Below are 12,886 nucleotides of genomic sequence, written 5' to 3'. Positions count from 1 at the left end.
CTCGCTGCGCGTGTCTCTTCCGCGTATCGCCTCCGCATCTCACCTCCGCGCCCTTTCCGGGCCTCCTTCACGCGATCTCGTCCCGCGCCCGCGCCGCGGCATCGCGCTGATCCCTCACGCCTTCACCCGCGCAGCGTTTTCCTCACCACTCCCCTCGCGTTTCGTCCTGTCCACCTTTCCCTGTGGGCCCCTCCGCCGTTCCCTCCTGCCCTGTCGCGCCTGTGATTTCGTGGATCCGTCCTGCGCGGGTCCGCGGCGGACCAGGCCGGGTACGGCGGTCGTGCCGTGCGCATCTGGAGAATCCGACGTCATGAGCAAGACCCGAAGAGGCGTTGCCTCCGCCCTGATCACCGCGGCCGCCCTGACACTGACGGCCTGCGGATCGGGCGACCCGGCGACCACCGGCGGCGGTTCGAAGTCCGTGGCGAAGTCGGCCGCACTTCCGACCCGGGACGTGGTGTCGCACGTCCGCCCCGACCGGGCGGCCGTCGCGCTGCTCCCCGCCGACGTACGGAAAGGGGGCACGCTCACCCTGGCGACCGCCGTGGGCGGAGCCCCGCCGGGCACCAGTTACCTGCCCGACGGCAGGACCCTCGTGGGCCAGGACATCGACTTCGCGGAGGCCGCCGCGAGGACGCTCGGTCTGAAGCTGAAACACCAGGCCGCCGGTTTCGAGACGATTCTGCCCGCGCTCGACAGCGGCAAATTCGACCTGGGTGTGGGCAATTTCGGCGTGACCGACGAGCGCCGCAAAGTGATCGACTTCGTCACGTACATCAATGACGGCCAGGGCTTCGCCGTACGCAAGGACAGCGCGCTGGGCAAGGTCAGCGATCTGACGCAGCTGTGCGGCCTGAAGGTGGCGACCGGCGCCGGCACCACGTTCGAGGCGACACTCGACGTGGCGAAGAAGCGGTGCGCCGCGGCGGGGAAGAAGGATTACCAGGTCCAGACGTACGCGGACTCCGCCGCGCTCTGGGGCTCGCTCCAGCAGGGCCGCAGCGATGTGGTGATGTCGACGATCAACGGCCTGCGCTTCGCCGTCGAGCAGCAGCCGGGGCTGAGGTTCCTCAATGAGTTCCACCGCCTCGATGTCGGATTCGCTTTCAAGAAGGGGACGCCGCTGGCGCCTGCGTTCCGGGCGGCGGTGAATCAGCTGATCAAGGACGGTACGTACCGGCGCATCCTGCAGAAGTGGGGCACCGTACCGTCCGGGATCAAGGAGTCGCGGATCTCACCGCCCGAGATCAAGTAGCCGCGCCCCGCCGCTGACGGCCCTCGCTACCGGCCGCCCTCACCACTGCCGGCACCTCACTGCTGACGACCCCTCACTGCTGGCGCCCTCACTACTGGCCGGGGTCAGCAGCCGTCGCAGGGGCAGCAGCAGTCACAGCCATCACAGTCACAGCCGCTGCAGTCACACCCACCGCAGTCACATCCACTGCAGTCGCAGTCGCAGTCGCAGTCGTTGCAGCAGCCCTCGCGCTTGCGGCCCGACCAGGGGCCCTCGAACTCGGAGGAGCAGCAGACCCGGCAGGTGCAGCAGAGTCCGGCGGCGACGGCGCACCCCGCCAGGAAGCCCCGCTTGGGCCCGCCCTGGTGGGCGTGCCCGCCGTGACCGTATCCGTCGTGGCCGTCGGGTCCGCCCCGGTCGCCGTGTTCCGGCGCACCGGGGTCGAATCCCGGCGGTGGCGGGCCGAACGGTCCTGGCGTCTGATGAACGCAGCTCCCGCCGAACGCCCGGTCCACCGAGCGCCTGAGTTCATGAGCGAGCAGCACATGGGCCAGCCGGCCGTCCGCGAATTCGGCGTCCCGCAGCGCGAGCCGTATCCCGTGCAGGGCGTCCTCGCACAGCCTGCGGGCCTCTTCGATGGAGGTGCCGGTCGCGGTCAGCGGGTTCCAGGCACCCGACGTGGCGTCAGCTTCCCTGTCCTCCACGGCGTCCAGCAGATGGGCCAGCCTCCCGAAGAGCCGGCCGGCCTCGGCGAGCGGCGGCCCGTTCCGCGGGCGTCCGGCGAGCACGGCGGTGTGCGCGAAGGCCGCAGCGGTGGCCGTCTCGGTCGGCTCGGTGACGGTGAGCAGGGGTGTGCCGGGCCCGGCGAGCGCCTCGATACCGCTCTGCCGGTCGACGGCGTCGACCAGGAGCGCGGTGTCGAACCCGAGATCGGCGCCGGTGCGCGCACCGGCGCGGTCCCAGCGGGCGGCGACGCGGCGGGCCGCCGCGGCGACCGGCCTGCGCGCCAGGAGCCCGTCGCGGTCGGCGACATGGTCCCGCATCTTCGCCGATGCCAGCACCAGGGATACGGCTGCCGCGAGCCGGGCCCCCTCGCCCCGCGCGACAGGCGCGGTGCGCATCCCGCGCAGCGGACAGGGGCCCGCGGTGCGCCGCTGTCCGCTGGACCGCTCCGCCTGAGCCTCCGTCAGCACCGAGACGATCAGGCCGTCGTAGTTGGTGGCGATCCGCGCGAACTGGCCGTGATCGCCGCGCAGCGCCAGGCAGAGCCCGCAGAGATGTGCCATCCACTCCGCTTTCAGGCCCTCGGAGAGACGGTGCGTAGAGGGCCTGACGATTCCGAACACAGTGCTCCCCCGAGCCTCGTTCACCGGTGCCGGACGGTGTGTGACGGCGCCTCCGGCATCGTAGCGAGCGGCCCTTTCACCCGTACGACCCCACCGTCACCCGTACGGCTGGACACATCCTATTTTCATTCTGTCAGCAGTCGTACGTAGGAATAATCCTGACGAACCGCCACAACTTCTGCACCAGTAGCGTCACGAATGCCCTGCACGCCGACTATCCACTTGGCGAACGATCCGCATCATGGACGACGATAGGGGTGCGGAACGCAGAAGGACCGCGGCGAAAGGAGGCGTCCATGGGATCGGTACGCAAGGCGAGTGCCTGGCTGGGGCTCGTCGAGGACAACGAAGACCGCTACTACGACGACGATTACACGGAGGGCGCCGAGTCCCCGGCACCGGCCGAGGCATGGGTGACCGACCCCAGGGTCAGGGTCGCCGCCGAAGCGGGGCAGGCGAGGAGCCGGCGGATCGCGACGATCACGCCGGACAGCTTCCGGGACGCCCGCGGCATCGGCGAGATGTTCCGGGACGGTGTCCCGGTGATCGTCAACCTCACGTCCATGGAGCCCGCCGACGCCAAGCGGGTGGTGGACTTCGCCGCCGGGCTGATCTTCGGGCTGCGCGGCTCCATCGACCGCGTGGCCAACCGGGTCTTCCTGCTGACCCCGTCCGACACCCAGATCGTGAGCGGCGAGGCCGGCGGCCGGTCCACCGAGGGCGGCTTCTTCAACCAGAGCTGAGCCGGGACGGGACCCGGCGGTGCTCCGGGGGGCACCCCCGGAGCACGGAGCGACCCGGTCCGGGCGGGGCCGCCGGCGGGCCCGGACCTACCGGAACGCGTCGAGGCCGGTGAGCGCCTTGCCCAGCACCAGCTGGTGCATCTCGACGGTGCCCTCGTACGTCAGCACCGACTCCAGGTTGGTCGCGTGCCGCATCACCGGGTACTCCAGCGAGATCCCGTTGGCGCCCAGGATCGTCCGCGAGGTGCGGCAGATCTCGATCGCCTCGCGGACGTTGTTGAGCTTCCCGAAGCTGACCTGTTCGGGCCGGAGCTTCCCGGCGTCCATCCGCCGACCGATGTGGTGCGCGAGCAGGATGCCCTTGTGCAGTTCGACCGCCATGTCGGCCAGCTTGGCCTGGGTCAGCTGGAAGCCGCCGATCGGCCTGCCGAACTGCTCGCGCGTCCTGGAGTAGTCGAGCGCGGCCTCGAAGCTGGCCCGGGCGGCGCCCATCGCGCCCCAGACGATTCCGTACCTGGCGTGGCTCAGACAGCTCAGCGGGCCCTTGAGCCCGGTGGCACCGGGCAGCACCGCGTCGGCCGGGAGCCGGACCTCGTCGAGGACGAGCTCACTGGTGACCGAGGCACGCAGCGACCACTTGTGCTTGATCTCGGGGGCCGAGAACCCGGCGGTGTCCGTGGGGACGACGAAGCCGCGGACACCGTCGTCCGTCTGCGCCCAGACCACGGCGACAGCCGCCACCGAGCCATTGGTGATCCACATCTTGCGCCCGGTCAGCACCCAGTCGCTGCCGCTCCGCTTCGCGTACGTCAGCATTCCGGCCGGGTCCGAGCCGTGGTCGGGCTCTGTGAGGCCGAAACACCCGATGACCTCACCGGCCGCCATGCCGGGCAGCCACCGCTGCTTCTGCTCCTCTGAGCCGAAACGGTGGATCGCGTACATCGCGAGGGACCCCTGTACGGAGACCAGCGAGCGGATGCCGGAGTCGGCGGCCTCCAGCTCCAGGCAGGCGAGGCCGTACTGGACGGCGGTGGCGCCCGCGCAGCCGTACCCCTCCAGGGACATGCCCAGCGCGCCGAGAGAGCCCAGTTCGCGGGCCAGCTCACGGATGCCGGGCAGCTCCCCCTTCTCGTACCACTCCGCGATGTGCGGCAGGACCCGGTCGGCCGCCCAGGCGCGGACGGTGCCGCGGATCGCGAGATCCTCGTCGCCGAGCAGGTCGTCCAGGCCGATGGGGTCGGCGGGGTCGAAGGGCGGCAGCTTGGACGGTGCGGACATGGGGGGTGCCTCCGGCGGCTCGCACGGACAACGGATAAAACTAGCAGCGTTAGTTACGGAGTGCCGCTGACGTTACGGCTCAGCGTCCCGCTCGTCCAGACCCGGCCGCATCGGCGGACACCGGGCGCGCCAGGGCGGGGGCGGACACCCTCGGCAGGGCCTCCCGGGCCCGCCCGTCCGACGGCTGCCCGACGGCCGCCCGGCCCTCTCCCCCCTGTGCCGGTCGTCCCGCCTGCGGCGTGCGTGGCCCGTCGGTGCACTCCCGCTCGCCGGGCAGCTCCGCGCACTCCATCACCCGGGGCAGCCGCAGCGCGGCGACCGCGCCGAGCAGCAGCAGTCCGGCGCTGACCAGCAGGGTGACGTGCAGCCCGTGGACGAAGGCGTCACGGGCGGCGCTGCGCAGCGCCCACCCGGCGGGACCGCCCAGCCGGGCGGCCACCTGGTACGCCTCCCCCAGCGAGTTGGCGGCCTGGTGGCTCGCCCCCGCCGGGACCCCGGGCACCGAACGGAGCGAGGGCCCGTAGGCCGCGTTCATGACACTGCCGAGCAACGCTATGCCCATACCGGCGCCCAGCTGGTACGAGGTCTCACCGATCGCGGCCGCACCGCCCGCGCGGTCGGCAGGCGCCTCGCTGAGCATCGACTCGTACGCCCCGAAGAGCGTGGCCTGCAGTCCGAAGCCGAGCAGTACGAAGGCGACGGTCAGCAGCAGCGGATCGTCGTGGGCTCCCATTCCGACCAGGCAGAGCACGGCGACCGCGGTCAGCACGAACCCGGAGCCGACCATCCGGCGCGGTCCGACGCGGCGCAGCACGGAGGAGCCCATCGCCCCGGCGGTGATGGCGGCGAAGGTGAGCGGGAGCAGCCGCAGGCCGGTCGCCAGCGGGCTGAGGCCGAGCACCAGCTGGAGGTACTGGACGGCGATCAGCTCCAGGCCGACCAGGGCCAGCATGGCCAGGACGATGCAGCCGACCGCGGTGGTGAAGGTGGGCCGGGAGAACATCCGGATGTCGATGAGCGGATGCTTCCGGCTCCGCTGCCGCCGGACGAAGAGCACCAGCAGCACGGCGCCCGCCACCAGCGGCGCGAGCGTCTCAACGCCGATGGCCCCTTCGCCGCCGCCGATGCGCTTCACGCCGAAGACCACGCCGAGTACGCCGGCGGCCGCCATCAGCGCGCCGAGCACATCCCACGGACCGTCCGTGCCGCCCCGCGACTCGGGCAGCACCCAGCGGGCCAGCGGCAGCAGCACCGCCATCAGCGGGAGGTTGATCAGGAAGACCGAGCCCCACCAGAAGTGCTCCACGAGGAACCCGCCGAGGACCGGGCCGATGGCGGCGCCGACCGCGGCCACCGCGGTCCAGACCCCGATCGCGACGGCGCGTTCACGGCGGTCCGGGAAGACGGCCCGGAGGACCGACAGCGTCGCGGGCATGATCATCGCGCCGCCGATGCCGAGCAGGGCGCGGGCCCCGATCAGGACCCCGGGGGTGGCGGAGAATGCCGCGACGGCCGAGGCCGCGCCGAACAGCCCGTATCCGATCAGCAGGACGCGGCGGCGGCCCACCCGGTCGCCGAGCGTGCCGAAGAGGATGAGCAGCGCGGCGCAGACCAGCGGGTAGGCGTCGACGATCCAGAGCAGCTGGACTGCTCCGGGTCGCAGGTCCTCGGTGAGCGCGGGGACCGCGACATGCAGGACGGTCGCGTCAAGGGCCACGAGCAGCAGGCTGACGCACAGGACGACGAGAACGATCCAGCGGTTGGCACCGGCCGCGACGGCGACGCGGGGGCGCCTGCCGACTGTGGACGTCCCTGACATGCGCGTACCTCCCACAACAGTGTGTCCCTCGCGTTCGGCGGATCCGGGGGTGTACGCCTCCGGGGCCCGGCTTCGACGGGCGAGTGAGCCGTCAGAGTACGCGAGACCTCGCGCGTGTCACGTGGCCCATCTCACCTCCCGGCGCACTGGGTCCGCGCCCCGCCGCACCCGCTCAAATGATCTTCCGAGGACGCCGGCGCGGCAGCGGCGGCCGGAAGGAAATACCGAACGCATACCGCAAAACTCTTTACCAGAGGGCCGATAACACGAGCGTAAGGGCCTTCTTGCATATAACGAGACTCACGAACCGCTATTCGACATTCCGTCGGAATAAACAAGCGGGTGAGACATAGTCCACATCACATCGTCATCACAAAGAGACCGGATCGGCCAGCCTTGTCACTCACTCGCTGTAACGTCGATTGAGTGCGTATCGACCGAATCTTTACCCGCCTGGACCGGGAGCCGGAACCGCCGAAGCTAGAGATCCCGCGGATGAGCCGGACCCGGATCGCCCTGCTCGGTTCGACGCTGGCCTTCTACCTGGCCATCGTCGTCGCAGTGCTGTCCACGTCCTGGCTCGTGGGACTGGACTGGAAGGTCATGCTCTTCCGGCCGTACCAGCAGTGGCCCCAGCTGCATGCCTTCCTCGACTACTTCGTGGTGCTCGGCCAGCGCGGACCCACCGCGGTGATGGTCGCGGCCTGGCTCGGCTGGCGCTCCTGGCGGCAGCACACCCTCAGACCCCTGCTGACCCTCGGCGCGGCTCTGCTGCTGCTGAACATCACGGTGGGCGCGGTCAAGCTCGGCCTCGGCCGCCTCGGCCCGCACTACGCCACCCAGATCGGCTCGGCCGAGCTCTTCGCCGGCGGCGATATATTTCCTTCGGGTCACACCGCCAATGCCGTCGTGACCTGGGGAATCCTGGCCTATCTGGCCACCACCCCGCTGGCCAGGCGCTGGCTCTCGGTGGGTTCGGCCGCGCTCGCCCTCGGCGTCGGGGCCACCACGGTCTACCTCGGTACGCACTGGCTGAGCGATGTACTGCTCGGCTGGGCCGCCGGGCTGCTGGTCCTGCTGGGCCTCCCCTGGTTCGAGCCGCTGATCGGCCGCACCGAGGCCGCGGTCTTCGCGGTGCGCGAGAAGGTGCGCGCCGCCCGCCGCAGGCCCGCCGCCCCCGCGCCCGTACCGGTCGACGTCCAGCCCGCGCTGTTCCCGCACGGCCACCCGCGGACCGAGGGCTCCGAAGAGGAGAGCCAGCCGCTGGAGCCGGTGGGCATCGCGGGACGCTCCGCCGGTACGCCCAGGAGCACCACACACCCCACCTCGCTCCAGCGGGCGCACGCTCCCCGCTCGGACCGCACACCTGTCACGCCGGCCGGCAGCCGCCGTCCCCCGCACGCCGACCGCACCCCGCGCACCGGCCAGACACGGCCGGTCCCAGGCGGCTCCACCTGACAGCGGAGGCGGTACGCACGGACTCCCCCGCAGCACGAAGGCCCCGGCCCGGGATTCTCTCCCGGGCCGGGGCCTTCGTACGTGCGGACGCGGGTGGCGCCTCGCCCGGCGGGGGGGATCAGCCCGGCCAGCAGCGGACGACCTTCCCCCCGTCGACCTCGAAGTTGAGCCGGCCCGACAGGAACTCCATGGTGATGACCGTGCCCGTGGGCAGCGCTCTCACGGGGGACCAGCCGCGTTCCCTGGCCAGTTGCACGGCGTGCTCCTCATCGAGGCCCACATAGCTGTCCGGGGCGTCGTCGGGCTGCACGGGAGGGGTCGGAATGGGTGCCATGGGACCCACCGTAGGCCCCGGGCCGGGGCGGAGGAAGGCCGGCGGGGCCGGTGTCCGGACCACGCCGGCATCCGCCCGCTGTCACATTTCTGTCACAGCGCCAACACACCTGTTCGGCCGCGGCCCGTCACCCGAAGGGGTGTTCCGTACATGCCGAATCTTCATTGCACTCAAAGTGAACCGCGGACGGATTACCGTCCCGGAATTCAGCGGGAACCGGGCCGCACACGGGCGGAGAATTCCCAGTGAATAGAGCGGGGAGAAAAATAGCAGGAACGTGCTTGATTCACGAATTCCCTACAGAATCCGCACCACCTGGATGCTTGCCCCCTCAGCTCTTCGGCGCGTCGATCCGCACGCTGAGGTCGTTGTCCACCGTGTAGTACGGCGTGGCCGTGGCAGCCCGCACCGCGCCGTCGCCGCACGGCGAACCGGGGTAGACGAAGACGGACTTACGGTCGGCGATGTCGTCGAGGATCCGGCTGATCCGAACGCCCGGAACGCCCCCCTCCACACCCTCCGGCAGCAGCCACAGGTCCCAGAGCCGGGCCCCTTCACCGTCCCCGGCTGCCAGTGGCCCGTAACGCAGCGTGCAGCTGAACGCTCCGTCCGCGCCGGTCCGCGCGGGCTCCCGGTGCACCTGCCCCGGTGCACCACGCAGCCTCGCCTCGACCATCGCGTCCGCGCCGAGCGCCGCCCCGTACAGCTGCGCCCGTACGGTCAGCGCACCCGCCCGCCCGGTGAGCTCACCGGCTTCCGCGTGCGGTGAGCGGGACCAGCTGCGGATCGCGAGCGTCCCGTCGGCCGTGCGGTACGGGACGCGGGCGACCACCGTCGTGGCCGTCGGCGGCGGTGTGCGATCGATCAGCTTCCGCAGGTCCCTGAGGCCCGGTTCGACGCGCTGCTCGCCGGCCGGTCCGCCCTCCGTGAAGACGTCCCAGCGCCCCTCAGCGAGCTCAGCGGCGGCCTCCAGGACCGCGGAAGGGCGGCCGTCCGGAGCCTCCGTGAGCGCCAGCCGGACGCGGTCGCCGGACTTGCGCCGCTTCAGTACCAGTCCGGTCGGGCCGGCCGCCTCGACGGCGAAGCGGATGGTTCCGTCGGCTTCGGCCGTGCAGTCGACGGCGTACGGCAGCCGGTCCTCGCTGGTCCCCGTCATGCGGCCCTCCTCCTTCGCACCGCACCGGAGATCCGGTGCCGCAGTCCGTACGCCCTGCTACCGGCCGTGCCGCGGGCGCGCAGCAGTCCTTCGCCCAGCGCGCCGCGGGACGGCCCGCCGCCGTGCCCGGCGGCCAGTTCGGTGAAGAGCGCCTCGTGCCGTGCCGCGACCGGCGCCGGATCGAAGCGCGCGGAGCTGTCGCGCGCCGCCCTGCCCATCGCAGCGCGCAGGGCGTCGTCCTCGATCAGTTCGAGCAGGGCCGACGCGATGGCCTTCGTGTCGCCCACGGGCACCAGCCGCCCGTCGACGCCGTCGCTGATGATCTCGCGGGGACCGTGCGGGCAGTCGGTGGAGACCACCGGCAGCCCGGAGCGCATCGCCTCGACGAGCGACATGCCGAAGGACTCCAGACGCGAAGTGACGGCGGCCACGGAGCCCTTGACCCACTCGGACTCGATCGGGTTGGCCGGGCCCATCAGGAACACGTGGTTGTACAGACCGAGTTCATCGATCAGGGCGCGCAGGGCCTTCTTCTCGTTGCCGCTGGCGTCGCCGCTGCCATAGATCCGCAGCCGCCAGTCCGGACGGACCTCCACCACCTGGCCGAAGGCCCGGATCAGCAGGTCGAACCGCTTGGTCTCGGTCAGCCGGCCCGCCGCCACGACCCACTTCGCCGTGGTGTCGGAGACCGGGAGAAGCGGCGCGGGAACGCTGTTGGGGATGGCGTCGATCCGCAGGCCGGGGAGGGCCAGCCCGGTGCGGTACGCGTGTGCGTCTGCCTCGGAGACGGTGGTGACCGCGTCCAGCAGGCCGTAGCGGTACCGGATCTCGCGGCGCAGCAGGGCGTTGTGGCTGCCGAGCGTGAGGTGCTCCTGGCCGACCCGCACCGGTCCGCGCCGCGCCTGGCGGGCGATCTGCACATTGAGCCCCGGACGGGTGCCGACGATCACGTCGGCCTCAAGGGACTTCAGATATCCGGCGATCCGGGTGTCCGTGAGCCGGCTGTACTGGCGGTACCGGTTGTCGCCCCGGGGAAAGACGGTGGCCGGCCTGGCATGGTCCGGATCGTCCCCGGCGTAGTCCCCGCTGCCCTTGCGCATATCGAGGAGGTGGTTCATCCGTACGCCTTCGGGAGCACCCAGCGTCGGGCGGTCGAGGTGCCGGAAGACGGAGACGATCTCCACGTCGTGCTGCTGGGCCAGCGTCCCGGCCAGCGTGAAGGTGGTCCGGATCGTGCCGCCGATGCCGTAGGCGTTGTGGAGCATGAAGGTAATGTGCATGTCGCCGTCGTGTCCCCCGCGTTGCCGCCGTATGCCCGGGGCCGCGGCACCCCGGCGCCCCGGTGTCCCGGATATCCACCCGTGACTGCCGTGCGAAGGGACTCTACTCGGCGCCCGCGGGACCCTCAGCCGGAGGCCCGGGCCGTGGCCGGCAGGGCCAGCCTGGTGCCGACGGCGAGCCGGTCCGGGTGCGCGCCGACGGAGCGGGCGTTGGTCCGGTAGAGCGCGGACCAGCCGCCCTTGACCCCGTAGCGCCTGGCGATGGAGCTGAGGGTCTCGCCTGAGGTCACGACATGGACCCGGCCGTCGGGCCCGTCGAAGCCGTACCGCTTGGAGCAGACCGGCCAGGCCCCCCAGCCCTGGGCGGCGAGGATCCGCTCCGCGACGGTGATCTGCTGCTCACGGGTGGCCAGATCGGCCCGCGGGGCGTACGCGAGGCCGCCGTACTCGACCCAGGTCGACTGGAGGATCTGCAGCCCGCCGTAGAAGGAGTTGCCGGTGTTGGCGTCCCAGTGGCCGCCGCTCTCGCACTCGGCGATGCACCCCCAGGGCCGCTGGTCACCGGTGCAGGCCACCGGCTCCGGGCCCGGAGCCCCGGCGGGGGTCGCGGCGACGCGCGGCGCCGCGGCCTGCGCACCCGGCGGGGCCAGGGCGATGAACAAGGCCAGCAGGACGGCGGGCCACAGACGAGGGGTCGGCATCGGGCCACGCTAAGCGGACCGGATCAGATGATGATCGTGCCGCGCGTCGGGCGTCGGCCGTCCCACCCGGCCGGCGGACCGCGCGCCCTTCCCCTCCCGGGCGCCTCGCTCCCCGCCCCCCCGTCCCCCTGCCCCTGGCTATTTCTGTCCGCCTTTACGCGTGACCCCGGAAGCCGGTCTCCCGTTGTTCTCTTGTCGGCCGGGAACTGCCCGGCGCACGAACCGAGTTCGAGGAGCCACCCGTGCCGCGCATGCTCGACGTCAGCCAGGACGTACGTGCCGAGATCGGCGACGAAGAAGCCGATCTCCTGCTCGCCGGGGACAACGCCCCGGGCAGCTACGACTGCACCTCCTGCCGCACCCCCGGAGACTCCGAGCAGGAGCGCACCAGCACGGTCCTGTTCGTCGGCGACGAGACCGCCGTGCTCGCCTTCGCCCACGCCACCTGCATCCCCTCGCAGGTCGTCAAGGTCTCCGAGACACAGCTCCAGGGCGCCGTACGGAGCATCACGGGCGAGAGCGCCGACGCGCAGCAGGCCCCGCCGACCGCGGCAGGTCCGGAGCAGGCCGTGCTGGGCATCACCAGCGGTCTCGTGCTGATCCAGGGCGAGCTGTGCCCTGCGCTGGTCGTCGAGCCGACCGCGCCGGTCGTCCGGCCCGGCTCCACCGGCACCGGCGACGACTTCCTGGAGCTCCTCACCGAGCAGGGGTTCCGGCCCGTGGCCGGTCTGGAGCAGATGCCGGGCGCTCTGCCGGGCTGGTCCGTACTGCTCGCCATGGGACAGCTGCACGCCATCCTCCAGCCGGGTACGGGCGGCGGCAGTCCCGTCTCCTGGTGGCAGGCGCACCAGCCGCTCCATGTCACCGACGGCTGGCGCACGGCGGCCAACAAGTCGCACACGGTACTGGTCTACGCGGCTCCGGCGGGCTCGATCGGCCAGCAGGGCCGCGAGGACCTGCTGCGTGACGCTCTGGAGCGGGCGGCGATGCGGGGCGCGCTGGTGGCCGCCGCTCTGCCCCTGGCCGGCACCTGAGAGCCCGGATGACCGGATGCCGGTAAAACCCCCAGCCTTTCCGGTTTGGGGGTTACCGGCATGTTTGCAGGGGAAATTCCGTTACTTCCGACCCGCATCCGATGAGGCCCGGGGTCGTTGGCCCCTGTGTGCACCCATATGAGCCGAGCCGCCAGCCGTATCAGACTCCGATTCCCGCGATGCGCCCGTCGCAGGATCCGGCGAGGAACCGTTCCGCCACACCGATCTACGACGCGCTCTACTCCGAGTACCGCAGATCGTTCCGTACGCTCCCCGGCGACCGGAACAATGAGGAGCACACCGGCTTCACGGCTTTCGGCACCGGGATGCCCGGCTCGGGTGCGCATGGCTCGGGTGCACATGGCCCGGGTATGCACGGTGGCGGGATGCACACGGGCGGCGGCGCGCAGCGTCCGGCGGAGAACCCCGGGGCCTGGCAGCGCCAGTACAACGGCGGGCAGGCGCGGCCCGCGCTGCCGCCGGGCCCGCGCCGGGGCATGTGA

General features: G+C 71.6%; 12 protein-coding genes. 5 read left to right on the top strand and 7 right to left on the bottom strand.

The window, feature by feature from the left end; genetic code table 11:
* Positions 1 to 310 precede the first annotated feature (310 nt).
* Positions 311 to 1,255, top strand: coding sequence for an ABC transporter substrate-binding protein (locus tag OG452_RS28635; RefSeq protein ID WP_327298449.1), 945 nt, complete (start codon positions 311 to 313; stop codon positions 1,253 to 1,255).
* Between the two features lie 104 nt (positions 1,256 to 1,359).
* Here the strand turns inward: OG452_RS28635 and OG452_RS28630 are convergent, their stop codons facing one another.
* On the bottom strand, positions 1,360 to 2,580 hold the full coding sequence (locus OG452_RS28630; RefSeq protein WP_327298448.1) for a DUF5685 family protein: 1,221 nt from the start codon (positions 2,578 to 2,580) through the stop codon (positions 1,360 to 1,362).
* Between the two features lie 296 nt (positions 2,581 to 2,876).
* On the opposite strand from OG452_RS28630, the gene OG452_RS28625 reads away from it, so the two are divergent.
* On the top strand, positions 2,877 to 3,323 hold the full coding sequence (locus tag OG452_RS28625; RefSeq protein ID WP_327298447.1) for a cell division protein SepF: 447 nt from the start codon (positions 2,877 to 2,879) through the stop codon (positions 3,321 to 3,323).
* A gap of 87 nt (positions 3,324 to 3,410) precedes the next feature.
* On the opposite strand, the gene OG452_RS28620 is transcribed toward OG452_RS28625, so the two are convergent.
* Positions 3,411 to 4,601 carry an acyl-CoA dehydrogenase family protein gene (locus tag OG452_RS28620; RefSeq protein ID WP_327298446.1) on the bottom strand — a complete coding sequence of 397 codons (1,191 nt, stop codon included), beginning with the start codon at positions 4,599 to 4,601 and terminating at the stop codon, positions 3,411 to 3,413.
* Positions 4,602 to 4,680: 79 nt separating this feature from the next.
* Positions 4,681 to 6,420 (bottom strand): MFS transporter, encoded by a 1,740-nt coding sequence (locus OG452_RS28615; RefSeq protein WP_327298445.1) that lies wholly within the window; start codon positions 6,418 to 6,420, stop codon positions 4,681 to 4,683.
* A 426-nt stretch (positions 6,421 to 6,846) separates the two neighbouring features.
* On the opposite strand from OG452_RS28615, the gene OG452_RS28610 reads away from it, so the two are divergent.
* On the top strand, positions 6,847 to 7,878 hold the full coding sequence (locus tag OG452_RS28610; RefSeq protein ID WP_327298444.1) for a phosphatase PAP2 family protein: 1,032 nt from the start codon (positions 6,847 to 6,849) through the stop codon (positions 7,876 to 7,878).
* Positions 7,879 to 7,996: 118 nt separating this feature from the next.
* Here OG452_RS28610 and OG452_RS28605 read toward each other — a convergent pair whose 3' ends face one another.
* The 4 genes from OG452_RS28605 to OG452_RS28590 all read right to left on the bottom strand — a co-directional run bounded on the left by OG452_RS28605 (position 7,997) and on the right by OG452_RS28590 (position 11,349).
* A complete protein-coding gene (locus tag OG452_RS28605) occupies positions 7,997 to 8,212 on the bottom strand; it encodes an I78 family peptidase inhibitor (RefSeq protein ID WP_327298443.1) in 216 nt (71 codons plus the stop codon).
* A gap of 331 nt (positions 8,213 to 8,543) precedes the next feature.
* Entirely contained in the window at positions 8,544 to 9,368 is an 825-nt protein-coding gene (locus OG452_RS28600; protein WP_327298442.1) for a transferase, read from the bottom strand.
* Entirely contained in the window at positions 9,365 to 10,648 is a 1,284-nt protein-coding gene (locus tag OG452_RS28595; protein ID WP_327298441.1) for a glycosyltransferase family 4 protein, read from the bottom strand. Before OG452_RS28595 ends, OG452_RS28600 begins: the two co-directional genes overlap by 4 nt.
* A gap of 125 nt (positions 10,649 to 10,773) precedes the next feature.
* Complete coding sequence (locus tag OG452_RS28590) at positions 10,774 to 11,349, bottom strand: transglycosylase family protein (RefSeq protein ID WP_327298440.1); 576 nt, start codon at positions 11,347 to 11,349, stop codon at positions 10,774 to 10,776.
* A gap of 242 nt (positions 11,350 to 11,591) precedes the next feature.
* Here OG452_RS28590 and OG452_RS28585 point away from each other — a divergent pair, with 242 nt between their 5' ends.
* Together OG452_RS28585 and OG452_RS28580 are read left to right on the top strand one after the other, a co-directional pair.
* Positions 11,592 to 12,383 (top strand): hypothetical protein, encoded by a 792-nt coding sequence (locus tag OG452_RS28585; RefSeq protein ID WP_327298439.1) that lies wholly within the window; start codon positions 11,592 to 11,594, stop codon positions 12,381 to 12,383.
* Between the two features lie 179 nt (positions 12,384 to 12,562).
* On the top strand, positions 12,563 to 12,886 hold the full coding sequence (locus OG452_RS28580) for a hypothetical protein (RefSeq protein ID WP_327298438.1): 324 nt from the start codon (positions 12,563 to 12,565) through the stop codon (positions 12,884 to 12,886).

The organism is Streptomyces sp. NBC_01197 (assembly GCF_036010505.1).
GTDB lineage: Bacteria > Actinomycetota > Actinomycetes > Streptomycetales > Streptomycetaceae > Streptomyces.
Note: the sequence above shows the minus strand (reverse complement) of the source record. Positions and strands in the feature narration are given on the sequence as shown.

What these genes read in the sequence shown, in the direction of transcription:
- OG452_RS28600 (WP_327298442.1), bottom strand. Translation starts at nt 9,368, where the DNA reads ATGACGGGGACCAGCGAGGACCGGCTGCCGTACGCCGTCGACTGCACG.
- OG452_RS28605 (WP_327298443.1), bottom strand. Translation starts at nt 8,212, where the DNA reads ATGGCACCCATTCCGACCCCTCCCGTGCAGCCCGACGACGCCCCGGAC.
- OG452_RS28635 (WP_327298449.1), top strand. Translation starts at nt 311, where the DNA reads ATGAGCAAGACCCGAAGAGGCGTTGCCTCCGCCCTGATCACCGCGGCC.
- OG452_RS28625 (WP_327298447.1), top strand. Translation starts at nt 2,877, where the DNA reads ATGGGATCGGTACGCAAGGCGAGTGCCTGGCTGGGGCTCGTCGAGGAC.
- OG452_RS28580 (WP_327298438.1), top strand. Translation starts at nt 12,563, where the DNA reads ATGCGCCCGTCGCAGGATCCGGCGAGGAACCGTTCCGCCACACCGATC.
- OG452_RS28615 (WP_327298445.1), bottom strand. Translation starts at nt 6,420, where the DNA reads ATGTCAGGGACGTCCACAGTCGGCAGGCGCCCCCGCGTCGCCGTCGCG.
- OG452_RS28620 (WP_327298446.1), bottom strand. Translation starts at nt 4,601, where the DNA reads ATGTCCGCACCGTCCAAGCTGCCGCCCTTCGACCCCGCCGACCCCATC.
- OG452_RS28590 (WP_327298440.1), bottom strand. Translation starts at nt 11,349, where the DNA reads ATGCCGACCCCTCGTCTGTGGCCCGCCGTCCTGCTGGCCTTGTTCATC.
- OG452_RS28595 (WP_327298441.1), bottom strand. Translation starts at nt 10,648, where the DNA reads ATGCACATTACCTTCATGCTCCACAACGCCTACGGCATCGGCGGCACG.